This is a genomic window from Bradyrhizobium sp. SMVTL-02, assembly GCF_051853005.1.
GTDB lineage: Bacteria > Pseudomonadota > Alphaproteobacteria > Rhizobiales > Xanthobacteraceae > Bradyrhizobium.
This window is the reverse complement of record NZ_CP182469.1, coordinates 3895177-3917928: the sequence shown is the minus strand read 5'-3', so window position 1 is coordinate 3917928 and position 22752 is coordinate 3895177. Positions and strand designations below refer to the sequence as shown.

The following is a 22752-nucleotide window of genomic DNA, read 5'->3' as shown; positions in this document are numbered from 1 at the left end:
CGAAATCGGGTCCAAAATACTCCCACACGACCCTGCCTCCTTCTCGCGAAGGCTCCGCCGGGCGGAATGGGTAGCTTGCGAACATGAAAAAGCCCCGTCCGTTACCGGCGGGGCCTCGACAAAATCCTGTGCGACTTGTTCAGCGCACACGAAATCTCTCGGTACACCCGCTCATGGTGGACTCGATGAAGCAGCTGCAAAGCATGGCCGTGCGATGAAAAACGCCCATAGCGATCACCCAGAAATTTCGAAATGCGAAGCCGCCAGATGCGCAATGCCAAACGCGCGCATGAGAGGCCGGTTGGCGGCAGATAAACAGACTGGACGGCCGCCGTCTGTGGCGTAATTCACAATTGCGGTATGACATTTTTTGGGCGCACTGCCGTTAAACCTGCCGCTACGCCCGCCAACACCCGCACAGTCCGCCTGAATGTCCGTTTTCAATCGTCCACTCTTTCCTCGCCTGCGCAGCTTTAGGTGGCGAGCCGGGTGGGCACGAAAGAAATTCTCGCGCGCACCACGGTTGGTTCGTATCCCAACCGTCGCAGCCATCCTGCTCGCAGCCCTCGCACTCCTGAACATCGCCTACCACGTCACCCGCAAGCCAACCGAACTCTTCGTCCTCATCGGCAACACCCTCGACAAGGACCCCGCCGAGACCTGGCGTCACTACGGCCCCCTCTTCCGCACCTATTCCACCGCCACCATCACACCCCAATTGCTGGCAGCACTTGCGCAGGTCGAGAGTTCCGGCAATCCGGTGGCGCGCACGTATTGGCGCTGGCGATGGAGTTTCAATCCGCTCGCGATCTACCGCCCTGCCTCCAGCGCCGTCGGGCTCTTCCAGATGACCGATCCGGCCTACCGTGAAGCTGCGCGGTCCTGTGTCCGCGGCAACGCGGTCACGGAGACCGGATGCGGGTCTGCATTCCTCTACTTTCGCGCGATCCCGAGCCATGCCATCGAGCTGACGTCGGTGTATCTGGACCGCCAGGTGGCCATGGTTCTCGGCCTCGCGGGCGACGTGAAGGCCAGCCGCGAGCAGAGGCAGGATCTGGCCGCCTTCATCCATCTCTGCGGCGCCGGTCCCGCCGCGGCCTATGCGCGCCGCAAGTTTCAGATGATCGCAGGCGAACGCTGCGGCGATCACCTCGTCGCGGGCTATGTCGGGAAGGTCAACGCGATGAGGCGGCAATTTCTGCGGTTTGCGGCGGCGGATCCGTAGATCCGCAGGGTGGATCAGCTGGCGGTCGCGCGAAGCGCGGCCCGGCGCGGCGTAACCCAACACCTCTGCGCACGCCGCCAAGGGACTGCGCTCCGCGCGGCCCTGCCCATGCCCGACCAAATCTCACCACATGGCCGCCACGCAAGCGACAACCCGCAATCGCGATTTCAGCGCAAACGCGACGGAGGCTTGCGGCTTGAGCGATATTCAGGAGCTATTTGCAATGTTGAGTACGGTAGAAAATAAGCCAACGAAAAAATCCGGCCGGCGCGGCGGGAAGAAGAAGGCCGGGCAACGGACCGGGGCCGTCGAGCAACACGAAACTGCGGCGCATCCATTGCCGGATGCCGCGGTGGAGATCAGCCAGGAGAACGAGCAGGAGAAACCGCAAGAGAACAGGCAAGAAAACAGGCAAGAAAACAGGCAAGAGACCGAGCAAGAGGTAGAGACGAGCCGAGCGGTCGATGCGCAGGTGCCCTCGGCTGCAGCCTTGCCCTCCGGGCTAGAGATCGATGCCAGCGCGCCCGTCGTACCGGCGGAGCCCTCCCCGGCCGGCACGCAGGCGATTGCCGATGCCTATAGCGGCTACATCAAGACGTCGCTTGAGCGCGCCTGGACCTTCCTGGGAAAGCTCGCGACGGCGCGCTCACCCGTCGAGGCCTTTGAGCTTCAGATGGAGTACGCGAAACAGGCGTGCGACTCCTTTGTTGCCGAATCCCAGAAGATCGCCGTGTTGCATGAACAACTGGCCAGACAAAGGGTCATGCATCTCGAGGGGTTCGTGGCCAGGCTCACCCAGACCACGCTCGAAATCCGCGCGACTCGTCACTGACGACCGGAAGCCCTACCCACCATTTGACGTGTGGGGTCTCTCGAGGGGCTCGACCCATCCTGCGTCCGACCGGCCGTTGTGTCCCATCAGTGCCTCGACCTGAGGACCGCCTGGAGTTCAGTACCCTGACTTCGAGCCGGCGGTCGGCCTCGTGGTCGAGCCGGTGCTCGGCCTTGTATTCGCGCCGGTGGTTTGTCCTGTGGTTTGTCCTGGAGCGTAGCTCGACGCCCCGGGGCTGGTGCTCTTCGCGGCCTTCGCGTGATGTTTCTTCTGATGTCCGGGAGCGTAGCTGGAAGCGCCCGGCTGCCCTGTCTTGGAACCCATTTGCTGCATCTCATGACCCGGCGTCTTGCTCGATACACCCTGAGCAAACACGGCTGGGGCTGTCGCCATGACCACGGCGGCTGAAAGCGCAATGATGCTGGTTTTCATGTCGTCCTCCTCTCACAAGCCCCGCAGAGGAAACGGACTGAACCAGCGCCTGTTCCCCCAAGCGGAACGTTCGTGGTGAGACCCGCGCGGCGCAACTGCTCCCTATCGCTGCCGCAACGACATGAACGGGTTTTCGAAACGGATCATGCCGCAAGGCAAAACCGGTCACGACGGTTCGATCAGCATCGGTGAACCGAGCTCTTCGAAACGGAAGAGCTGAAACACCCGCTGGCCATTGAAGTCGAGCACTCTCAAATCATCGGTCTCGTGCAGGTTGCTCTCAACCGCCTGAAAGTGCCCGCCGTAACGCTCCCTTGCGAGCGACAAGGGAACCTCGAACGCGACGAACTTGCCGATACCTTTCTGCCTGAGCACCCCGAGAAGCTTCAGATCGTCGAGGGACTGATGCGAGGTGAGGACAAGCAGCGGGCCGCTCGCCGTAAGCAGCAAAAGCGATTTCATCGGATCCTCCTTTGCACCCTACCTGATCTTCGCGAGGCACTCCTTCAGGCGCTCCAGCTCGGTACGAACCTGTGCCTCCATGGCGTCTTGCAATGCGAGGATGCCCCTGCTGGACAATTCAGCGGAGGCCTTTCTGTCCAGGTTCTGCTTCCAGTCACGAATGCCTTGCCTGGTGGCCCGCTGGGCCTCCGACGTCGCCTTGGCATATTCCTTCATGCAGGCGTCCGCCATTGAGCATGTCTGGCACTCCTGGGCGGCGGCCGGACTTGCAAGCAGCAGGGCGAATATCGCGGTAGGGACCCTCATTGCGGTTCCTCCCGCGACAGCATAGCACGTCGCAAGGATGCCTGGGGAAGCAGTCGCCGGCTGTTTCGGTGCCAGGGGATTCAAAGCGATCGCGCGACAGCGCCGTGTCGCGCATCGTGTGCCGATCCCGCCATAATTTTTCCTTTGCACGCGCGTTGTGTCTGATAGCGGCGAGACCTATCCTTCCCAAGATCGGACTGCCTCCCATGACGCCGGACCGGATGGAGAGCGCATCGGTGCCTGACACGAACGACCCCAAGCCTGACTGCGACAAGGCTGAGACAACCAAGCCCGACACAGCAAAGCCGGACGAGGCGCGCGCCGAGGGCGGGCTGGCGCGGGCCTATGACCGGATCAAGAGCGCAGAGGAAGACCTTGCGCGGCTCGATCGGCTGGTTTCCGGAATGGAACGCGACAGCGGGGGCAAGGGGGCCTCGCACGCAAGCGCCGCTGCGACGGCAGCCGCAACGTCCGGAAACAAGGCCCCGACCCCGGCTGCCGGGGTTCCGAATACCAAGCCTCGCGATCAAGGCCTGAAGGGAGATCGGACCATGATGCGCGCCTTGGTTGGCCTCGTGCTGGCGATCGGCCTGCTCGGTGCCGCCTTCGCTTCGCAATATCGCGATGAGGCCAGATCGATCATCGCACGATGGGCTCCGCCGGCGGCGAACGCGCCCCCTCAAGCCGCCTCGGTGGAAAGTCCCGCGCCGCCGCCGGCTGTGCTCCTGGCTGCTGCGGATGGGCCGAGCCCGCTGCCCGCACCGCCGGCGCCCAAGGACAACGACAGCGCCCCAAAGCCTGTCGCCACGGCGCCCGAGGCGTCATCGTCCGAGCTCGCGCAATCGCTCAAGGCCATCACGGGCGAGCTTGCGAGCATCAGCGGCAAGCTGGAGCAACTGAAAAGCAGCAACGAGCAGACCCTGCGTGAGCAGGCCGCCACCATTCAGCAGCTCAAGGCAGCGCAGGAGAAGGAGGCGGCGGACAATGCGCGCCTCGTCGCGCAGGTGCAGGCGCTGCAAACGCAGCTGACGTCATCCGCGTCTGCGGCAGCCAAGCCCGCCGTGCGCAGCGTGATGAACAACGACGCGGCTCCGCGTGTCCGGCCGCACGTGCCAGACGCCGCACCCCGGCGGCCAAGACCGCCGCCGCGAGGCCCGTGGATGCCTCCGCCCTACGGCCCTTATTACGGCGATCCGGATTGGTGAGGCCGCAAGGCGCAGGGGCAGGCGCGCCGCGGGGTGGTTAGCCTGCGGCTGCGCTTCGCGCAGTCGCTCTGCTAACCCACCCTGCGGAGCTAACCCGGACCTACGCCCGCCTCACTTTACTTCGCTCATCGTCACCTTGGCGGCGATCCCGGGCAGCTCGGAGTCTTGATCAAGCTCGTCATCGGAAGACGGGCCGACCGAGACTTCCGTCATTCTGCGCTTGACCTGTTCGCATGTCTTGCGGACGTCCTCGGTGAACAGCGCGCATTCTTCGATGCGCTTGAAGATCTTGCGTCCCTCCTCACGATAGCCCGCCGCCGTTTCCCGCATGAAGGCGATCGCATCGTGGACCTGGGCTGTCAGCGCCTCGCATTTTTGCGCGGCGTCGATCAGCTCGGTGCCCATGGCCTCGATCTCCTTTGCTGCGGACTCATAGTCGCGAATGACCGCCTCTGCACTGAGCGCGCCGACGCGCGTGACGCCCTCGGTGTGCTCGACGTAATCAGGTAAAGCAATGGAAGCGAGAGAGCTTCCCGGGCGTACCGACGCAATGTCCGCCTCGAGCTGGACCAGGTTAACGCCTTCCCGTCTGCGCAATTGTTCAACACTTGCCATGATTGGCCTCCCAATACGCACCCAGAACCCCAAACAGTATTCGGTTTATTACGGGGGTAAGTGGCGCGCTACACTGATCTATTCTTGACAGCCGCAGCTTTGCCATTTTTTCCCGATCACTGACGCCGCACGCAGTGATGAAGAGTTCATCGCCGCACAACCTTTCATGGTTATGGGCCATGCCGCCAGCGCCGAGTCGATGAAGCGGCAGTTTTTACAGCTTGCGGCGGAGGGTGGGGGATTACAGCAGAGTGAGCGAAGCGACATCGGGGAATGCTTCGGCACAACGTCCCGGATATTGCTTCGCTCATCCGGGCTACAAGTTACGAATTTTCGATCATTACCACCAATACGGCCAACGCCATCCCTCATAGCGAACATATGACGGCACCAGCGGCGGACCGTAGGGATCGACCCGGTCGTCTTCCGGGCGATAGCGATAGCGGGGAATGACATTGTAGTCCCACGGCGTCGGCCTCAGCACGGGCGCCGTGACGATGAGCCTCTCCTGTGGTGCGCGCACGACGACGGCCTTCCGCGTCCGGGCTTCCGCACTTGATATTCCCTGGCTGCACAGCACCAGAGCCGTTCCGAGCGCACAGGCGAGCGTCATTTTTGTCATGCGTTGGTCTCCTCGCCGCCAGAGTGCAAAAGGAGTCTGGGCAAGGCAAGCGAATTCGCTTCCACGTCGCAGCTATCGTATATGAACAAGAGTGGCGGATAGCGCGCCACATCGCATCCTTCGAGACGCCCGTGGCGGGCCCTCAGGATGAGGACGGAGTGCGCGGCAGCAATTTGAACGCAGCCAATGCCGCTTAGGTGTTCCGACAGATGCCCTGCCGCCATCGGGAAATGTACCGAGGATGAGGGGCGTCGTGCCCTACCTGCGCGCCCGGCGCAACGCTTCCACCAGCTTCGTCCTCTGCTTGCCCCAGCGGGTCTCTTCGGCCTCGGCACGTTTGTCGAGAGCGGCCCGCTCGGCTTCGATCTCCTTGTTGCGCGCCTCGTGCTCCCGCCTCGCCTCGTCGAGCGCAGCCTCGGCCGCGGCGACCGCCGTCTCCCGGCGCGCGCTCTCCCTGGCGCGGGCGGCCTCCTCCTTCCGGCGCTCGGCTTCGCGCCGCCGCTCCTCCTTCTCGAACGCCGCGGCGGCCTTGCGCGCCTGCTGGCCGTCGATCTTGCGGGACGGCTTCTGTGCCGTCTTGGCGGCACGCCTGCCCGGCTTGGGCTTGCGTTTGGGCTTGTCCCCGGCGTCGGCAAGATCGGACGGCAGCGCCGAGCTCTCGGTGAACGAACCGTCCGATCCGACCGGCCGCCTGAGCACGACACCGGGCTTCGCCATGGTCGCCGCGACGATGTCGGGATCGTCGGTCTCCCTCGCGACGCCCTGATGGAACAGATTGGAGCTGGCGCCCCAGGCCTCGAGCGCCGCCTTCATCGAGGGCGCAGCAACGGCCTGGTCGTAGAAGCCGAGCGAGGTCTGGTAGGTCTTCAGCTTTCTCTTGAGTTGTTTCGGCATGTCGCCCCGCGACGCATCAGTTCCCGGCCGTCGCGCCAGTGCCACCATGCCATCATGCCCCTGTTTTGCCCGACGGGTCAAATGCTGTTCGGTATCACCGAAGTCGGTTGGGCAGGCTCGAAAAGTCTCGCGCCGCGCCATTCCCCTGAGGGGTCAGCCTCGCCCGAGGGGTCACCCGACTTTCGGTATCGCAGAACTCCGAAATCAATGATGATTTCTACTGTGCATGGGGTTGTTTTCGATGTTTCTGTTTGATGAGCAATTTCGTGTCGCGCGACTATCTCTCGAGCAACGCGTCATATCCCCGCTCGCTGAACGCCATGAGACAAAACCCGTGCCCGAACGGATCGGCCAGCATGGCGATCCGCCCGTAGGGTGCATCGCGCGCGGGCGCCTCCAGGATCGCGCCGGCGCGGAGCGCGCGCTCGACCGCGGCATCGACATCGTCGACCACGACATCGATATGCACCGGCGTCCAGTGCCGCTCGTAGCGGCGGCGGTCGCCGCCGGCGCCAACCGTGCCGGCCAGCTTGGTCAACAGATAGACCGGCGCCGGCCAGCCGAGCAGCTCGACGAAGTCGCTTCCGAAGCGGCGGCCGACGGCGAGGCCGAAGGCGGCGGTATAGAACGTCGTGGCTTGCGCGACGTCGGGGACGTCGATGTTGAGCAGGAAGGTCATGGCGGCCCATTGCGCGATTGGCCGGCGAAGCGTAGCCCGCACTACGCGGCGTCTCCAAATTGATTTGCGTCAAGCGAGCGGGGAGTCCATCGGACAAGAGAACACGACGTCTCCACCACGGCACTGCGAATCACGGCTTCAACAACGGAAGGATCACCATGAACGGCAATCGCTATTACGGCGTCCGCGTCGAGGGTGCGAAATATGGCGTGGGCTTCGGCTCGGCGCTCGCCATCGCGATCTCCTACACCGACAACCATTCGATCCTGTGGGCAATCATCCACGGCATCCTGGGCTGGCTCTACGTGATCTTCGTGGCCCTGTTCCGGTGACGTCGTACCCGCAGACGACGACCGGCCCGGCATCCTTCAGCTTTCGCTTGCTTTGCCGGTTCCCGCCCCTACGGTCGCGCCGCGAACGAAGCGCCAGACGAGACAGACATGACCGACACGATGAAATGCCCTGCGTGCAGCTCCGAGCACGCCTATCAGGACCGCGACCTCTGGGTCTGCCCGGAGTGCGGCCACGAATGGAGCGGCACGGCGGATGCGGCCGCCGACACGGCGCCGGACGCCGGCGTGCGCGATGCCAACGGCAATGTGCTCAGCGACGGCGACAGCGTCATCGTGATCAAGGACCTCAAGATCAAGGGCTCCTCCTCGGTCGTGAAGGGCGGCACCAAGGTTCGCAACATCCGCCTCCAGGACGCCAGCGACGGACACAACATCGCCTGCAAGATCGACGGCATCGGCGCGATGAACCTGAAATCGGAGTTCGTGAGGAAGGCCTGAGCACGGGGCAGGCCGGCCCTGGTAACGCTAATGCCGATTCCTGCCCTGGAGCACACGATCCCCCTTACCCAGTCGGGAAAAATGTGTAATCTGCCTTCTGCCGGGCAGGCCTTTGTATCGCGTAGCTATTTCATCAACCCGGGGCTGGCATTTCGACGACGCGTTTGATTGCATTGCTGCTTGAGACTTGAATGGCCGCCCCCTGGGGCGGCCTTCCCGTTTTCGAGGGACCTGGCGCTGCCGCCGCGCCAGCGCCTCCCGGTTCGGCGGGTCAGCCACCGAGGACATCGCCCCAGCCGTCGAAGACATAGCTCTTCCAAGCCACGGTCCCGTCGCCGCGTAGGCGGCTGGCCCGCCGAAAATCGTCAGCCTGATCGGCGGTCCAGGTGATGATCCGGCCGGAGAGACGCTCGTGGAGGATGGCGGGCTCGGTGGGATCGAAGGCGTCCATGGGACGAAGCGAGGATTGCGTCATGGCCGACAAACGCCATGCCCCTCGGGAAAGTTGCCGTAATCCGTCCGCTTCGCGTTTATCGAAGTGGCAACGGCGGGAACCCGCGCGTGGCACCAAGGCCACACTTCCCCCAAAAAGCCCGTTTTCGCGATTTGCGCCATTGCGCCGCCACACGGTCCCCCGAACAATGGCGTGCTGCGTGCCTTTCTGTGCAAGACTGCCCGCCAAGATAACCGGGGCAGAACCGTTTGGAGGCAGGGATCATGAATGATCGGCGGTCTCTTCTGGTGGCAGTCGCCTGCCCCTCGGCCGTCATGGCCGGCTGGCTGGCGCTCTCTCTGTCCGCCTATTCCCCTGCCCTGATCGAGAACAGCGGCGCCAATGCGGTGGCAATCTCGGGTGCGAAAGACCTCGGCCGTCTCGATCTCGCCGACGTTCCGCGCGCTGCGACGATCGAGGATGGCATTGCGTTGACTGCCGACATCGCCGCCGCTGCTGCCGCGATGCCACTTCCGGTGGTCACCGAGGCAGCGGCGCCCGAAGTGTCCGCACCCGCCATCGAGCTCGCTTCCGCAGATCCTGCGCTGATCCTCCCGAGCGAGCCGCCCGCACCGCAAATCCTGCCCGAGCCCGCGCCCGCGGCCAGCGAGGCCGCGCCGGCACAGGACCCCGTCAAGCTCGCATCCGCCGACCCCGCCGAGATCGTGGCCACGGACGCATTGTCGCCCGCTTCTCTCGCGACCGGGCCGGCGCCCGCAGCGAGCAAGGCGTCACCACCTGCTGACACCGTCGCCGTGCTCGACGAATGCTTCGTCATCGACGCCTGTATCGATCGCTATCTCTGGGCACTCTACCAGCGCACGCCCAAGGAGGACTCCATCAAGGTGCAGGAGCGCCGCGCAGTCACCATCAAGCGCAGGGGCAAGATGGTCACGGTGATGCGCAGCTTCACGAAGCTGGTCGACGAGGATTTCGGCTGGAAGGATCCCAAGGCGGCCGAGCACGCGAACATGTCGATGATGGACTACGTCATCGGCGGCATGGACAAGAGCTTCAAGCGCAAGCTGTTCCGTACGCTGCTCGCGGCAGAAGCCGCAGGCCTGTCGCCGGGCATCACCAGCGCGTTCCGGGACGATTACCGCCAGTCGATCGCGAGCGGCCTGAAGGCCGCCTCCGACCGCTCCTATCATGGCGGCAGCACGCGTGGCGGTTATGGCCACGGCATGGCGGCCGACATCGTCTCGACCGCCGGCAACAACCGCGCACAGCGCTGGGTCTCGACTGAAGTGCTGTGGAAATGGGTCGACGCCAACGGCAAGGCGCTCGGCATCGGCCGGCCCTACCTCGACCGCGATCCGCCGCATGTCGGCCCGATCGATGGCGCCGAATACATCTCGAAGCGTGGCACGGCGGACCGCAAGGACGTCGCCAGCGCCAGGCCGAAGAAGGCGCGGGCCGTGGCGCATGCCAAGCTGCCAAAGGCGCAAGCCGCGCGTGAGCAGAAAGCCTCGGCCAAGCCGCAGAGATCCGCGCAATCGATCGGCAAGCGCGCGACCTGAGCCGTTACGGCTTGCGGCCCGCCGTCGGCAGCGGCACGAGCCGCATCTCGGCCGTGCCGGCCTCTTGCGTGCGCACCAGCACGGCAAAGAGGGTCTCGACCGCGAGCCGTACTGCCGCCTCCATCGCCTTGCCCTTGGCCAGATGCGCCGCGATCAGGCCGGCGAGCAGATCGCCGGTGCCATAGGGGCGGATCGGCAGTCGCGGCGTCGCAAAGCGTGACAGCTGGCCGTCGGCGCAAAGGATCGTCTCCACCTGCCCGTCAGGCGTGTCGGTGAGCGTGCAACCGGTCGCAACGACGTCGATGCGGCCCTCGCCGGCGAGCGTCGCGCACGCCGCGCGCAGGCTCTGCGTATCCGCGATCGGGAGTTCAGCAAGCAGCTCGAGCTCGAACTGGTTCGGCGTCGTCAGGTTCGCGGCCGGCAGCAGCCGGCGCCGCACCACGTCCAGGATGCCGTCGGCGACATAGACGCGGCCGTCGTCCCCGATCACGGGATCGCAGAGATAGACGAGCCTGGAATTGCGTATCAGGGCGCGCTCGACGAAATCGGCGACGACAGCCGCATTGCCGGGCGAGCCGAGATAGCCCGTGACCAGCACCGCGGCCTCATCGACGAGACCGCGCTCCTCGACGCCTTTCAGGAGGTCGGCGACGAGCTCGGTCTCCAGCACCCGCCCGTGCAGGCTCGGATAACGCGGATGGTTCGACAACAACGTGGTGGGCACCGCCGCGACGTTCACCCCCTCCGCCTGCATGGCGTAGGCGGCAGCGCTGTTGCCGACATGGCCGTGGACGACCTGGCTTTGAATCGAGATGACGAGCATGCGGAGGTCCGTAAGGTCAATCGCGGTGCAAGGCAAGCGCAGCCCCGATCACGAAAAATCGTACCCAAGCCCTGGGCGCAGCGCCTGCATCTTCCGCGCCAGCCGCCGGTGCGCCGTCTCCTCCGACCGCGCCAGCCGACCCGCGATCGCGACGTGATCGGCATCGCTCTTGTCCTGGTTGAGCTTGGCCTGGCCTGACCGTATCGACTACGAGATCGATGACGCGGACCCCAGCCAGCATGCTCTCGCGCTTGCCCGGCTCCATCCATGCGGGGTCCCAGGGCGCCTTTGGCAAACGCGCCTCGGCGACGGCGAGCAGTGCATCGCCGTGCCCGCGGTTCTCCCGCGAGGCTAACCCGTCATGCGCCGAAATCAGAAGCGATATCGGGCCGACGATTCACCCAGCGGCGGCATTCGCCTGCCTTCCGCGCCTGTCGCAGCCTCGTCACGGACACGTGATAACGATCGACGGCCACGCCGCGCTCTGCATGCTAAACATACCTACCGCGCGGTATCTTTCTTTGCCATGCCCGAGCCCGACATGACCTCCGCCTTCAACGCCTATGCAGCGCTTGCTCTCGCCATCGTCTTCGAGGTCACCGCGTCCGCCTTCCTCCAGCAGTCGGCGCAGTTCACGCGCCCCTGGCCGACGCTGGCCATGGTGCTGTTCTACGTCGCCTCGTTCTACGCACTGTCGGTCGCGATCCGGGTCATTCCCTTGAGCATCGCCTATGCGATCTGGGGCGGTGTCGGCATCATCCTGACCGCGACCGTCTCTTTCGTGCTGTTCCGCCAGATGCTGGACGCCGCGGCCTTCGTCGGCATCGGCCTGATCGTATCGGGGGTCGTGATCATCAACCTGTTCTCGGAGACGACGGCGCATTGATGCCGGGAAACGCCTATACCCGCGCCAAGCAGCCCGAACAGGTGCGGCGCGCCCTGCTCGATCGCGCCGCGGCCATTGCCATGGACCATGGCGTCGCCGGCGTCACCGTGCAGGCGGTGGCGGCGGCGGCCGGCGTCACCAAAGGCGGGCTGTTTCATCACTTCGGCAGCAAGCAGGCGCTGATCGAGGGGCTGTTCGCCGACCTGCTCGGCCGGGTCGATACCGAGATCGACGCCGCCATCGAAGCCGATCCCAAGCCGCGCGGGAGTTTTACGCGCGCCTATGTCAACGCCGTGTTCACCGGCGAGGCCTTCGGCTTCGCTACGCCGTGGGCGGCACTGAGCATGGTCGTCGTCACCGATCCCTCACTGCGCCGGCTCTGGAGCGACTGGATGAAGGCCCGACTGAAGCGCCACCGCGCAACCGACGGCACCGCCGAGCTGCAGATCGTGCGTCTCGCTGCCGACGGAGCCTGGCTGACCTTTGTGACGACCGGGCAGACACGCATGAGCGCCGATTTGCGCGCCGTGCACGACCGGCTGATCGCGCAGACCCATCGGCGCGGATAGCGACCGCTCTCCTGCCTTTCCGGCCCGGATGGAGCGAAGCTCCATCCGCGGTGCGGCCAGAAATGTGTCGGCTACTGGCTCTGCACGGGCTTGGGCGGACGCGGCGCGGACTTGGACGGCCTTGCGCCACGCTTGGCCGCGGCGCGCGGCGGAGGCGCATCGACGGACTGAAGATACGCCGCGAGCGCCTTGGCGGAGTCGGAACTGGTTGCGTAATGATCCTTCAGGAACCAGGACAGCGTCAGGCTGAAGCGCCCCTTGGCCAGGCCGCGGGGGCTGCGGTGGCAGGTCGAGCAACCATCGGCAAACAGCCTCTCGGGCGACTTGCCGGCATCGAGGTTTTGCGCGGAGGCAACCGTCGCCGTCAGTGCGGCGGCCGCGGCAACAATGGTCAAGGGCGCGATCAAACCGCGCCCCGGCTGCAATAGCGATGTCAACGTCGTCCCCCAGAGCGTTTTCAAGCGAAGTGAATGACCGGTTCGCGTCAAGAAAACACGTCAAAAATCTCCCGTCCTGCGGTCACGCCGCCAGCAACTGATCGAATTCGGATGGCGTATAGGCCTTGCCGTCCTGGTCGGTGATGACGACGTGCCAGCCCTCGCTCGCCCACACTTTTGCCTTCGCTACGATGAGCAGCCGGCTCTCGCGGGCGAAACTGTACTTCTCATTGTCGCGTTCTGCGACCATTTTGTAGGCCAATGCGCATCCCCTTGCGTTGCCCTGAACCCGCCCCCTCGTGGCAGCGGGCTTTGGCGGCAATTCGCCGGGAGCGTGGCAATTTGGTGCCATCCGCAGGCAGCGTTGTGCGTGGCTCCGGCGTCAGACGGAGGTGATCGTGCGCCCGATCATGAATGCGATTCAGCTTGTCGCGGGCCTGCTCGGCATCACCTTGGGCGGGGCGCCGGCAGCGGCGCAGACCTACGACCCGCGCCTTCCCGTCTGCATCGAGGTCTACACCATCGACGGCAGCAATATCGATTGCAGTTTTACGACGATCGCGCAGTGCGCCGCGACGGCCTCCGGGAGGTCCGCGCAGTGCTACGCCAATCCCTATGCGACCCAGAGCCGGCAGCAAAGCCTGGCCTCGTCGCCGCCGCGACGAAACCGATAACCTTGAGTCCGCGGCCCGATCAGTGGACGCGGATGATGTGGGGACGGCCGAGATCGATCAGCCCCTGCACCGCCGAGAGGCGGTCGTCGAGGGCTGCGATGGTGAGCAGCAGATTGTTACGGCGCTCGTCGAGCATGCCCATTTCGGCGCCGGTCAGCTTTGTGCTCATCCGTTCCTTTTGGATCCCCTCGAGGGATTTGCGCAGTCCGGCAATCAGGCCGGCCAGCTGCTTGGCCTCTTTGGTCATCGACCGCTTCGCGACATTCTGGCGGCGCGTCTCCGCCTGGCTCTGTCTCATCGCATCCTCCCGTGCCCCCGCTGCCCCGAGTGGATTATTGCATCTTTGGGTAGAGATCTTACGATCGGTGAAATCTGCCCGCGAAGAACTTTCTTAAATTGTACGCGCAGGGAACCCGAATCGATGCAGCAGAAAGCCCGGCGCGACGGCCGGGCTTTCCATATCGCAACGCTAGTGCTTCTCGTGGCCGCCGCCGGCGCCACCGGCCGGGGCACCGCCGCCACGCGGCGCGGCGTTGATGTGCGGAGCGCCGCCGCCACCGCCGTGCGGCGCTGCAGGCGCAGCGGCACGCGGCGCCGGCATCTGCGCACGGGCATTCATCGGCGCACCGTGGCTCACATTCGGCTGCGCGACATGCGGCGTCGCGGCAGGTGCCGCGGACACACGCGGCGCTTCATGCGCACGTGGCGTCGGCTGGGCGCGCACCACCGCACGGCTCGCGGCCTGTTCGTGCATCAGGCGGGCCTGCCCATCGCGCCGGTTGCGAGTCTGCACATTGGTCCGCTCTTGCGCGATGCGCTCGCTCCGTCCGGCACGCGTCCGGTCGGGGGCAACCGCAGCGTCACGTTTCGTGATCGCCGCGTCGCGCCTTGTCGTAATCGCAGCGTCGCGCGTGGCAATCGCGGCGTCGCGCCGTGTGGTCGCAGCGTCCCGTCCGGAGATCGCGGCGGCACCCCGGCCACGCACACCTTCGCGTTCCAGTGCGATGGCCGCGTCACGCGTCGCCGCACGACCGATCCGGGCTGCGCGCGGGTCGATCGTCATCCTGGTCGCCAGGCTCTGATGCGAGGTCCAGTAATTATTCCAATAGGCGTGGCGTCGATACCAGGGCCGCCCCTCGTAATAGCTCGACCAGTAAGAGGTCAGCACGAACGGGACGATTGGCACATCGACCACGTCGACATAGTCGGGGAGATAGACGTAGTGATTGCGGTAGAGATATTCGAGATATTGCGACGATACCCAGCCGCGATCATCGGAGAAGCTGACGTCGCACCAGGCATTGCCGCGCAGGCAGCCATGGATGTTGACGCGGGCGCCTCCGGGGACGCGATCGACCAGGGGAAAGCCGGCGCCTGGACCGGCGCGCAGGCCGGTCGAGACGGTGACGATGCCCGGCGCGGCCAGCGCAGCAGTCGGGGCGAGCAGTAATGCAGCAACAAGAATGCTTCTGAGTCTCATGGCGTGTTCCTCCTCTGCGAGACGGAACGCGTAGGCGGAACGAGCGTTCCGCCTGTCTCGTCGCATCGGTCGAAAGAACGGGAGCGCGCCACGCGCGGAGTTCAATATTCATCCGCCGTTCATCGGTACGGCGAGCGCAGCAATTCCAGCGTCAGTTCACCGGCAGCATGAAGGCGTCGAAGAACGAGGCGAGCCCGGCGAAGTCGTCGAGCGGCAGCACGCTCGCGACATACTGGTCGGGCCGCACCACGACCATGCAGCCGGCTGTCCGGTCGATGCCGCGCATTGCAAAAACGTCGTGGCCGCTCTTGAGATCCGGGCAGAACATTTTCTCGTAATCGATCAGGCCGTAGCGCCCCTTGCGCGGGAGCAGCAGCGGCGGCATCGCCTCGATGGCGAGTTCGCGATGCTCCTGCTGAAACACCGCGCGTAGATCGATCACGCTGTCGATGTCGGCGCCAGCAGCCGTGTATCGCCGGAGCGGCGACTGCCTCGCCTCCGTGAGAAAATTGCACAAGGCACCAATGGCCGAGCCCGACGCGGCGGGATCCTCAGCGGGCGAGAACGCGTAGATGCGGAAGCGGCCGTCCGCCTGCGCGGCGTGGCCGAGATGCACCGGCTTGGCATCCGCCAGCCGGATCACCGGCGCGGAATGGAAGCGCTTGCCGATCACGAGGCCCTGCGCGAGATGCTGATGCGACGCCGCGCCGGTGAGAAGCGATGGCCTGTAATGCGTCGCCGTGCCCGCGGTGTAGCGGCCGTGCCGGACGAAATAGTCCTGCGTCCTGGCCGCATCCGCGCCACCGGCCTTGGCAGCCGAAGCGAGAATGCCGGCCCACTCCCGATCGAAATCGATCAGCTCCTTCGCAACCGCCTGGCGCTCCGCCGAATAGGAATGCAGCAGGCGGGGCGCAGATTGCTTGCGCAGAACGGCGGCAAGCTTCCAGCCGAGATTGAAGGCGTCTTGCATCGAGACGTTCATGCCCTGCCCAGCCTTCGGGCTGTGGGTATGGCAGGCATCGCCGGCGATGAAGATACGCGGCAGGCGGCTGGCGACTTCCGCCTCCGGCACGTCGTCGAACTTGTCGGTCAGGCGCTGGCCGATCTCGTAGACCGACCACCAGGCGATCTCCTTCACGTCAAGCTTGTACGGCTTCAGGATCCGCCGCGCTTTCGCGATCACGTCGTCGGCGGTGATGTTGCGGTTGGCAACGCGCTCGCCGACATCGAGCTTGGCGAGTTCGACATAGATGCGGACCATGTAACCGCCTTCGCGCGGAATGATCAGCAGACTGCCGTCCTTGGCCGACTGGATCAGCGACTTGAAGCGGATGTCGGGAAAATCCGTTACCGCCAGCACGTCCATCACGCCCCAGGCGTGGTTGGCGGAATCGCCGTGCAGTTCGCGGCCGATCGATTTGCGCACCGTGCTGCGGGCGCCGTCGCAACCGACGACATAGCGCGCTTTGATCGTCTCGACCTTGCCATCGTTTCCGGCATCGACGCGTTCGAGCCGCAGCGTCACCGCATGATTCGTTGGACCTGCGGCCGGATCGACCTCGAGGTCGACCAGGCGGCGACTGTAATAGGGCTCGAGCTTGCCCGGCGCTTTGCGCATGACGTCAAGAAAGCCGTCATGGATGCGCGCCTGGTTGAGGATGACATGCGGAAATTCAGACAGCCCGTCCTCGACGTCCTGCACCCGTCCGCTGCGGCCGATCTTGTCCGGCGTCCGCTCGTCGGGTTTCCAGAACGTCGTCTCGTTGACCCAATAGGCCTCCTTCAGCACGCGCTCGCTGAAGCCATAGGCGTGAAACATCTCCATGGTGCGGCAGGCGATGCCGTCGGCCTGCCCGACCAGCAGCCGGCCGGGCTTCTGCTCGATGATGCAGGTCTTGATGTCAGGAAACTGCGCAAGCTGCGCGGCGAGCGTGAGTCCGGCAGGCCCGCAGCCGACAATGAGGACATCGACCTCGTCAGGCACAGGGCCCGCAGCACCGGAAGCCTGAACGCGCTCGACCGGATCGGCGATTTCGGGGTCTCCGGGCTGAAATCCATTCAGATGGAATTGCATGAGCACCTCTCCCGTCAAAGTCTTCTGATATTGCTCAGTATGCTGACTATCAGTATACTTGTCAATGATCCGCACCGTCCCTGCACTCGAGGAGAATTCGGTGAAAGACAACAACGACATGCCCGGGCATCTGGCGCGCCGGTTCCAGCAGATCGCGGTGGCGGTGTTCCTGGCCGAGGTCGGAGATGCCGGCTTCGACCTCACGCCGGTGCAATACGCCGCGCTCGCGACCATCAAGGCCAATCCTGGGCTCGACCAGGTGACGCTCGCAGGCCTGATCGCCTACGACCGCACCACCATCACCGGCGTGATCGATCGCCTGGTGCAGAAGGGTCTGATCGAGCGCCGTGCCAGTCCCCGCGACCGCCGGGCCCGCGAGCTCGAGATCACCGACGAGGGCCGGCGCACGCTGCGCAAGATCACGCCGGCGGTCGAGTCCGCGCAGCGCGTCATGCTGCGCGGCCTGACGTCGGGGGAAAGCGAGGAGCTGATGCGACTCTTGCGCAAGGCGATCGCCGCCGGCAACGAGCTCAGCCGGGCCCCGCTGCGCGAATGAGCAGATTTTGTGCGTAATCGTCGCAGTGCGACGAAACCTGGAACTAACCTTCGGCTGCTACGGTCGGCCCCATTCGGCGCTTAACGCGCGATTGACTTTGCCGTTCGGAGACCAGGATGTTCAGGTTCTTCATTGCCGCCGCGGTCATCACGCTCTCGACCCTCCCTGCACGCGCGAACGGCCATGGCGGCGGAGATGCCCCTCCTCCGCCCAAGCCCGAAGCGACCATCGCGCCGGCCAGGGTGGTGCTGACCAAGCAGGGCCCGAAGCTCGTCGATCTCAAGGGCATGACGCTCTACACTTACGAGCGCGACACCACCGGCAAGACATCGAACTGCAACGGCAAGTGCGCGGAGAGCTGGGTGCCGCTGGCCGCAACCGCCGACGCCAAGGCCGTCGGCGACTTCACCGTGATCAACCGCAACGACGGCAGCAAGATGTGGGCGTACCGCTACCGTCCACTCTACACCTCGCCGGCCGACAAGGCGCCGGGCGATGCCAACGGCACGGCCACGACCCTGCAGTGGCATATCGCGCGGCCAGAGAACTAGCGCGCCGGATTACGCGCGCGACCAGACACAGAATTGACCGACCGCGCAGCTCCTAGCCGCGCCAACGCGCGCCTGGGCCGACCTGCGCATTCTGTCCGGGCGGCAGCACTACGACGGTCGAATTGAGCTTCACCCGGTCGTAGAGATCGATCACGTCCTCGTTGCGCATCCGGATGCAGCCCGACGAGATCGCCTGCCCGATATATTCGGGCTGGTTGGTGCCGTGGATGCGGTAGAGCGTGTCCTTGTTGCCGACATAGAGATAGATGCCGCGCGCGCCCAGCGGATTGGCGGGGCCACCTGGTACCCGCGCCGGATACGGTCCGAGCCGCGCCTGGATCTCCGCCGTCGGCACCCAGTCAGGCCATTCCGCGAGGCGGCCGACGCGCGCAACGCCGGAGAAGGCCATTGCCTCCTCCCCGACCGCGACGCCGTAGCGGATCGCCTTGCCGTCGGGCAGTACGAAATAGAGGTAGCGCGCATCCGTATCGACCAGGATCGTGCCCGGCTGCTCCTTGCGCGGATAATCGACGATGTGACGCAGATATTGCTCGGGCACGCTGGCCTGGGCGTAAGGCGTGTGCGCGAGTAACTGCCGGTCGCGCGGCGTCATGCTCGCGTCGGTCGAGGGCGAAAGCGTCGTCTGCATGCAACCGCCCAGCGGCAGCAAGGCAACGACGAAGAGAGCGAGAACAGATCTTGGCACCACCGGCCCCCCGATAGCGGATAGAAGCGCCCGCCAGATGCTGCCCAAATCGTGCTGAAAACAAGGCAGGTCGGAACAATTACGCGTGTTCAGTCGGCCGGGTTCCATCACCACAAACGGCGAAAGAGCGTCGCATCATCTCCATCCCCTCGCCTTGCTTTGGTCAAACCCGGCTGGACTCGTGCGTCATCTGCCCGTGAGGGGGCTCACCTCAACAGATCGGCTCGCGCCAATGCGAAACGACGAAGCTTCGAAGGAGCTGCGATGCTCGCAACGTTGAACAGCAAGCAGATCGTCGATGAGATCGTGAAGGACACGGTCAAGGACAACGATCCGCACGATGCGATCCAGATCTCGCCCGAGATCATCATGGCCTCGCGCCCCATTGGCGCTGCGCCCGCTTTGGCGCCTGAGATCACGCCCCGCCCGGAGCCGCAATTCGTCACCGAGCCCAAAGCCGGTCACGAGCCGAAGTTCAGTCCTGAGCCGAAGTTCAGTCCCGTATTGGAGCCGCCTGCTGCCGTGCCCTCGGTCGACACCGCCGTGCGCGTCGCGGCCGGTGACGGTCCCGGCCGGCCCAGGCGTTCCGCTGCCGGCAAGTGGCTGCGCGGCGCCTTTCTCACGTTCCTGTTTGCCGGCGGCAGCGCGGCTGCCGCGGTTGCCTGGGAGAAGCACGGCGATACCGCGAGGCACATGCTCGCGGAGTGGACACCGGTCTTGACCTCGCTGCTGCCTTCGACGTCCCAAACGGCACCGGCCGCCGCCGCGCAGGCCGCCACCGCCGCGGCGCAAGCCGCAACGGATCAGCCGATCGATCAAGCTGCGGCACAAGCTGCGGCCGATCAACCTGCGCCAGCGCCTGCAGTTCAGGTTGCGGCAGCCGCGCCCGCGGCAACACAGACCGACGCAGCACAGTCGGTACAATCCATGACGCGCGATCTCGCGGCCATGGCGCAGCAGATCGAAACACTCAAGGCTGGCATCGCCGAGCTGAAGGCCGGCCAGGAGCAGATGGCGCGCGAGATGGCGAAGCCGCCTGCGCCGAAGCCGGTCGTCGAAGCGAAGCCGCCCGTCGATCCGCGCGCACGCACGTCCGCGCTCGCGCCTCGCGCACCAATGCCAACGCCGCCGCCCGTTCGCAAGCCGAAGCCCGTCGTGTCGCACACCTACATGCCGGCCTATTCACCTGCGCCGCTCGCACCGCCGCCACCACCGTCGCAAGCTGCCGCCGTCCCGCCGTCGGCTCCGCCGGCCACAACGGCGCAAGCGGTTGCCGATGACGATGGGCCGGTCGTGCGCCCGCCGATGCCGCTACGCTAAAATCTCGTCGCGCCTTTGAGCAACAGCGTCACGAACGCTGTCTGAGTCGATGTGATGCGTTGGGTCCGGGTTATTACGGGAAACGAGGCCATGATCGTTTCCATCAAAGAGAAAAGGCCGTCGGGATCTATGCCGCCGGCCTTCTCTTGCAACTGCCGGTTCCTGGAGCCCGGTTCTGTTGCAATTCCATGCCTTATGATCGGGTTAACATATTTAATAAAATCTTAACGAGCCCGCTTGCTGCACATCATTTCTGCGCCATAGGCACAGAGATTGTGCGGCTTGTTCATTCGAAAAAGATCGACTCAGTGTACCATCCGAGTTGTGTCGGGACTTCCGTTGAAGACTTGTGTTCAAGACTTGCTTTCGGGACTGCAACTGAGACTTGGTCGTCACACCGGGGGACTTCAGATGCCGTACTACTCCTTCGATCTTGTGGTTGGTGAAGAGTTCAAGAACCAGGGCGGAATCATCCTCGAGGGCATCGAGGTTGCTTCCGACCGCGCGGACCAGCTGGCATGCGAGCTGTCGCAGGTGAAGCCGGAGCTGCAGCAGAAGGGTTGCGCGGTGCGCGTCACCGATCGCGATCATAACGAGGTCTATCGCACGCCGCTCGATCCCGTGCCGGCCTGGCAACGCTAGCTACTCGTCACAGGTCGGCGCTTCGAACCAGTTCGTCAGCGACAATCCGCCGTCGACGACGAAGGCCGCGCCGGTGACGTAAGCTGAGAGCTTGTTCGACAGCACGCTCAGCGCCATCGGCGCGAGGTCGTTCGGCTCGCCGAGACGCCCCAGCGGAATGTGTCTCGCCAGCGACGCGTCCGCAACGAACCCGCCCGCTGCAATTGCACCCGGCACCAGCGCGTTGACGCGGATGTTGTACCGCCCGAAGGTCTTCGCCAGCTCCTTCACCAGCATCGCCATTCCGGCCTTCGCCGTCGAGTAATGCGGCAGGTTGCGCGGCGTGCCCGCATGCAGCGAGGTGAGGAACAGGAACGAGCCGGGCCGCTTCGCCGCGATCAGCCGTTTTGCGATCTCGCGCGCCAGATGGAAGCCGGCATCGAGATTGACCGCGTGCATCTCCGCCCAAGTCTTGCGATCCACCGCGAGCGCATGATCGGCCTCGCGCCGCGGCGGCGAGGCGCTGTGCACGAAATGCGTCACCTCTCCCAGCGAAGCATGAGAGGCGGCCAGCAGCGCGTCGCAGGCGTCGAGCTTCGCGAGATCCCCGACCCAGGGCACCGCCAACTCGGGCCTCGCGCTCGCAGCGATCGCGCCACTCACCCGTTCCGCGCTGATATCGGCAAACACGGTTCGCAAGCCCTCGCCGACCAGCGCCCGCGCGATCGCGCGGCCGATGCCGTTGCCGGCGCCGGTGACGAGCGCGGTGTCGGTTGCGGAATCGAACGGCGCACTGAACAGGCTCATGTCGCTCTCCGGGGTCCTCTGCCACCAATCTAGCGCGCAGCAACGAGGCACGACAATTGCGCGCCCGCACCATTGCGGACCGGCGTACCGGACGCTAGCCTCCTCCAAAAATCGAGGAGGTACCAAGGATGCGCATGGGTTTTCTGACGACGGGCCTGTTGCTGCTGGCCGGGCCGGCCCTGGCCGGGGACGCGCCGCCGCGGGCGAGCTACGTGACCATGGTTCTCCAGGCCTTCGCCGCCAAGGTCGAATGTCCCGGCACCGATCTCGTCTATCAGGACCTTGTGCAGAAGGCGCAGCAGATGCAGCTGCCCGACGGCACCACCGAGAAGGTGCGCAAGGCGATTGCCTGGATGCACACCGGCGGCAAGATGGGCGAGAAGCAGGATGACGATCTGATGGCCGAGGTCGCGGTCGCGACCCAGGCCACCGATATGGACCAGCGCCGTCTCGGCATGTCCAGCTGGTGCGAGGCCCAGAAGACCAACCTCGCCGGCCTGATCCGCAGCAAGGGCGGCTAAAGCATGATCCGGAAAAGTGCGAAGCGGATCATGCGCAAACAACAACCCAAAGCGCGATGACGACTCACTCGAATCCCATCGCGCTTGAGCGGCGCTTTCGCGCGAAGCGGATACCGATCCGTCAAGAAAAAGCGTAATACAACAAGCTGGAGCCCCGTTCCGCGTCAGTCAGAACGAGGCTTCACCGGGTTTTTCTAGCCGTTAAGCATCAAGCATCGCGCGGCGGAACCGCCGCCCCAAGGCGCCGGACGGTACGTGGCAGCAACTTCCCTGCAGGGAAAGCTGCGAACGCGGGCAGCCGTAGACCCAACACCGCGCCCCTGCACAGGGAACGGATCGTGAGGAGCGCTAGCGCTCCCGTTCCCGCGGTCAGCTCTGGTGCGGACCGCGCATGATCTTCATGGCGTCGACGATATGGCGCCACTCCTTGGCCTCGTCCGCCTCGCCCCTGCCCTCGCAGGCCTGAGCCTGCTCCGCGGCCTTCGCAATCGCAGCAAAACCGTGCTTTTCGAGCATCTGCCGCGCAACGGTATGGACCTGGACCTCGGACATCATGGGCGCTCTCCCATTTGACGGAAGCATGGGGTTCGCTCGATTGCCCCGCGTCTGTCCTAAAACGACGGAGTCCCGGGTCCCGTTCCGTCCAGACCG

General features: G+C 65.0%; 31 protein-coding genes and 1 pseudogene. 14 read left to right on the top strand and 18 right to left on the bottom strand.

Annotation, left to right across the window (positions count from 1 at the left end; genetic code table 11):
• The first annotated feature begins 430 nt into the window (after positions 1-430).
• Together ACNJYB_RS18420 and ACNJYB_RS18415 are read left to right on the top strand one after the other, a co-directional pair.
• Positions 431-1225, top strand: a complete 795-nt coding sequence (locus ACNJYB_RS18420) for a transglycosylase SLT domain-containing protein (RefSeq protein ID WP_439375213.1) — start codon at positions 431-433, stop codon at positions 1223-1225.
• Between the two features lie 196 nt (positions 1226-1421).
• Entirely contained in the window at positions 1422-2057 is a 636-nt protein-coding gene (locus tag ACNJYB_RS18415; RefSeq protein WP_439375212.1) for a phasin family protein, read from the top strand.
• A 117-nt stretch (positions 2058-2174) separates the two neighbouring features.
• Here the strand turns inward: ACNJYB_RS18415 and ACNJYB_RS18410 are convergent, their stop codons facing one another.
• From ACNJYB_RS18410 to ACNJYB_RS18400, 3 genes are all read right to left on the bottom strand, one after another.
• Complete coding sequence (locus ACNJYB_RS18410) at positions 2175-2489, bottom strand: hypothetical protein (protein ID WP_439375211.1); 315 nt, start codon at positions 2487-2489, stop codon at positions 2175-2177.
• A 165-nt stretch (positions 2490-2654) separates the two neighbouring features.
• Complete coding sequence (locus tag ACNJYB_RS18405; protein WP_260384165.1) at positions 2655-2951, bottom strand: cytosolic protein; 297 nt, start codon at positions 2949-2951, stop codon at positions 2655-2657.
• 18 nt (positions 2952-2969) lie between these two features.
• A complete protein-coding gene (locus tag ACNJYB_RS18400; protein ID WP_439375210.1) occupies positions 2970-3257 on the bottom strand; it encodes a hypothetical protein in 288 nt (95 codons plus the stop codon).
• Between the two features lie 221 nt (positions 3258-3478).
• On the opposite strand from ACNJYB_RS18400, the gene ACNJYB_RS18395 reads away from it, so the two are divergent.
• Positions 3479-4462, top strand: a complete 984-nt coding sequence (locus tag ACNJYB_RS18395; protein ID WP_439375592.1) for a hypothetical protein — start codon at positions 3479-3481, stop codon at positions 4460-4462.
• 111 nt (positions 4463-4573) lie between these two features.
• Here ACNJYB_RS18395 and ACNJYB_RS18390 read toward each other — a convergent pair whose 3' ends face one another.
• The 4 genes from ACNJYB_RS18390 to ACNJYB_RS18375 all read right to left on the bottom strand — a co-directional run bounded on the left by ACNJYB_RS18390 (position 4574) and on the right by ACNJYB_RS18375 (position 7314).
• Positions 4574-5110, bottom strand: coding sequence for a hypothetical protein (locus ACNJYB_RS18390; protein ID WP_439375209.1), 537 nt, complete (start codon positions 5108-5110; stop codon positions 4574-4576).
• 307 nt (positions 5111-5417) lie between these two features.
• Positions 5418-5699: a hypothetical protein gene (locus ACNJYB_RS18385; RefSeq protein WP_439375208.1), complete on the bottom strand. Its 282-nt coding sequence runs from the start codon at positions 5697-5699 to the stop codon at positions 5418-5420.
• Positions 5700-5957: 258 nt separating this feature from the next.
• Positions 5958-6593 (bottom strand): cell envelope biogenesis protein TolA, encoded by a 636-nt coding sequence (locus ACNJYB_RS18380; RefSeq protein ID WP_439375207.1) that lies wholly within the window; start codon positions 6591-6593, stop codon positions 5958-5960.
• Between the two features lie 277 nt (positions 6594-6870).
• A complete protein-coding gene (locus tag ACNJYB_RS18375; protein WP_439375206.1) occupies positions 6871-7314 on the bottom strand; it encodes a VOC family protein in 444 nt (147 codons plus the stop codon).
• 116 nt (positions 7315-7430) lie between these two features.
• Here ACNJYB_RS18375 and ACNJYB_RS18370 point away from each other — a divergent pair, with 116 nt between their 5' ends.
• Positions 7431-7604 (top strand): hypothetical protein, encoded by a 174-nt coding sequence (locus ACNJYB_RS18370; RefSeq protein WP_167407038.1) that lies wholly within the window; start codon positions 7431-7433, stop codon positions 7602-7604.
• Positions 7605-7712: 108 nt separating this feature from the next.
• Positions 7713-8063 (top strand): zinc ribbon domain-containing protein YjdM, encoded by a 351-nt coding sequence (locus ACNJYB_RS18365; RefSeq protein ID WP_439375205.1) that lies wholly within the window; start codon positions 7713-7715, stop codon positions 8061-8063.
• 271 nt (positions 8064-8334) lie between these two features.
• On the opposite strand, the gene ACNJYB_RS18360 is transcribed toward ACNJYB_RS18365, so the two are convergent.
• The gene (locus ACNJYB_RS18360) at positions 8335-8538 is read right to left on the bottom strand and encodes a hypothetical protein (RefSeq protein ID WP_439375204.1); all 204 of its coding nucleotides are present in this window, start codon (positions 8536-8538) and stop codon (positions 8335-8337) included.
• A 242-nt stretch (positions 8539-8780) separates the two neighbouring features.
• On the opposite strand from ACNJYB_RS18360, the gene ACNJYB_RS18355 reads away from it, so the two are divergent.
• A complete protein-coding gene (locus ACNJYB_RS18355; RefSeq protein ID WP_439375203.1) occupies positions 8781-10076 on the top strand; it encodes a hypothetical protein in 1296 nt (431 codons plus the stop codon).
• 4 nt (positions 10077-10080) lie between these two features.
• On the opposite strand, the gene pdxY is transcribed toward ACNJYB_RS18355, so the two are convergent.
• The gene (gene pdxY / locus ACNJYB_RS18350) at positions 10081-10899 is read right to left on the bottom strand and encodes a pyridoxal kinase (protein WP_439375202.1); all 819 of its coding nucleotides are present in this window, start codon (positions 10897-10899) and stop codon (positions 10081-10083) included.
• Positions 10900-10947: 48 nt separating this feature from the next.
• Positions 10948-11242: pseudogene (locus ACNJYB_RS18345) on the bottom strand (FMN-binding negative transcriptional regulator); the annotation flags it as partial.
• A gap of 198 nt (positions 11243-11440) precedes the next feature.
• Between ACNJYB_RS18345 and ACNJYB_RS18340 the strand changes: the two are divergent.
• Both ACNJYB_RS18340 and ACNJYB_RS18335 read left to right on the top strand, forming a co-directional pair.
• Positions 11441-11785: a DMT family transporter gene (locus tag ACNJYB_RS18340; protein ID WP_439375201.1), complete on the top strand. Its 345-nt coding sequence runs from the start codon at positions 11441-11443 to the stop codon at positions 11783-11785.
• Positions 11785-12354: a TetR family transcriptional regulator gene (locus ACNJYB_RS18335; protein ID WP_439375591.1), complete on the top strand. Its 570-nt coding sequence runs from the start codon at positions 11785-11787 to the stop codon at positions 12352-12354. The genes ACNJYB_RS18340 and ACNJYB_RS18335 overlap by 1 nt, the downstream gene beginning before the upstream one ends.
• A gap of 71 nt (positions 12355-12425) precedes the next feature.
• Here the strand turns inward: ACNJYB_RS18335 and ACNJYB_RS18330 are convergent, their stop codons facing one another.
• Together ACNJYB_RS18330 and ACNJYB_RS18325 are read right to left on the bottom strand one after the other, a co-directional pair.
• The gene (locus ACNJYB_RS18330) at positions 12426-12743 is read right to left on the bottom strand and encodes a hypothetical protein (protein ID WP_439375590.1); all 318 of its coding nucleotides are present in this window, start codon (positions 12741-12743) and stop codon (positions 12426-12428) included.
• Positions 12744-12873: 130 nt separating this feature from the next.
• On the bottom strand, positions 12874-13053 hold the full coding sequence (locus ACNJYB_RS18325; protein ID WP_439375822.1) for a hypothetical protein: 180 nt from the start codon (positions 13051-13053) through the stop codon (positions 12874-12876).
• Between the two features lie 136 nt (positions 13054-13189).
• On the opposite strand from ACNJYB_RS18325, the gene ACNJYB_RS18320 reads away from it, so the two are divergent.
• Entirely contained in the window at positions 13190-13465 is a 276-nt protein-coding gene (locus ACNJYB_RS18320; RefSeq protein WP_439375200.1) for a DUF3551 domain-containing protein, read from the top strand.
• A gap of 19 nt (positions 13466-13484) precedes the next feature.
• On the opposite strand, the gene ACNJYB_RS18315 is transcribed toward ACNJYB_RS18320, so the two are convergent.
• The 3 genes from ACNJYB_RS18315 to ACNJYB_RS18305 form a co-directional block, all read right to left on the bottom strand.
• A complete protein-coding gene (locus ACNJYB_RS18315) occupies positions 13485-13763 on the bottom strand; it encodes a hypothetical protein (protein ID WP_439375199.1) in 279 nt (92 codons plus the stop codon).
• 171 nt (positions 13764-13934) lie between these two features.
• On the bottom strand, positions 13935-14945 hold the full coding sequence (locus ACNJYB_RS18310) for an SH3 domain-containing protein (protein ID WP_439375198.1): 1011 nt from the start codon (positions 14943-14945) through the stop codon (positions 13935-13937).
• Positions 14946-15096: 151 nt separating this feature from the next.
• Entirely contained in the window at positions 15097-17019 is a 1923-nt protein-coding gene (locus tag ACNJYB_RS18305) for an FAD-binding monooxygenase (RefSeq protein ID WP_439375197.1), read from the bottom strand.
• A 100-nt stretch (positions 17020-17119) separates the two neighbouring features.
• On the opposite strand from ACNJYB_RS18305, the gene ACNJYB_RS18300 reads away from it, so the two are divergent.
• Positions 17120-17575 carry a MarR family winged helix-turn-helix transcriptional regulator gene (locus ACNJYB_RS18300; RefSeq protein ID WP_439375196.1) on the top strand — a complete coding sequence of 152 codons (456 nt, stop codon included), beginning with the start codon at positions 17120-17122 and terminating at the stop codon, positions 17573-17575.
• A 116-nt stretch (positions 17576-17691) separates the two neighbouring features.
• Positions 17692-18126 (top strand): COG4315 family predicted lipoprotein, encoded by a 435-nt coding sequence (locus ACNJYB_RS18295; protein WP_439375195.1) that lies wholly within the window; start codon positions 17692-17694, stop codon positions 18124-18126.
• Between the two features lie 52 nt (positions 18127-18178).
• On the opposite strand, the gene ACNJYB_RS18290 is transcribed toward ACNJYB_RS18295, so the two are convergent.
• Entirely contained in the window at positions 18179-18775 is a 597-nt protein-coding gene (locus ACNJYB_RS18290; RefSeq protein ID WP_439375194.1) for a L,D-transpeptidase, read from the bottom strand.
• 321 nt (positions 18776-19096) lie between these two features.
• Here ACNJYB_RS18290 and ACNJYB_RS18285 point away from each other — a divergent pair, with 321 nt between their 5' ends.
• Together ACNJYB_RS18285 and ACNJYB_RS18280 are read left to right on the top strand one after the other, a co-directional pair.
• Positions 19097-20152: a hypothetical protein gene (locus tag ACNJYB_RS18285; protein WP_439375193.1), complete on the top strand. Its 1056-nt coding sequence runs from the start codon at positions 19097-19099 to the stop codon at positions 20150-20152.
• A gap of 411 nt (positions 20153-20563) precedes the next feature.
• On the top strand, positions 20564-20794 hold the full coding sequence (locus tag ACNJYB_RS18280) for a DUF6894 family protein (protein ID WP_439375192.1): 231 nt from the start codon (positions 20564-20566) through the stop codon (positions 20792-20794).
• Here the strand turns inward: ACNJYB_RS18280 and ACNJYB_RS18275 are convergent, their stop codons facing one another.
• The gene (locus ACNJYB_RS18275) at positions 20795-21580 is read right to left on the bottom strand and encodes an SDR family NAD(P)-dependent oxidoreductase (protein ID WP_439375191.1); all 786 of its coding nucleotides are present in this window, start codon (positions 21578-21580) and stop codon (positions 20795-20797) included. It lies immediately after the preceding gene.
• 128 nt (positions 21581-21708) lie between these two features.
• On the opposite strand from ACNJYB_RS18275, the gene ACNJYB_RS18270 reads away from it, so the two are divergent.
• Complete coding sequence (locus ACNJYB_RS18270; protein WP_439375190.1) at positions 21709-22101, top strand: hypothetical protein; 393 nt, start codon at positions 21709-21711, stop codon at positions 22099-22101.
• A 369-nt stretch (positions 22102-22470) separates the two neighbouring features.
• On the opposite strand, the gene ACNJYB_RS18265 is transcribed toward ACNJYB_RS18270, so the two are convergent.
• Positions 22471-22656, bottom strand: coding sequence for a hypothetical protein (locus tag ACNJYB_RS18265; protein WP_439375189.1), 186 nt, complete (start codon positions 22654-22656; stop codon positions 22471-22473).
• Positions 22657-22752 lie beyond the last annotated feature (96 nt).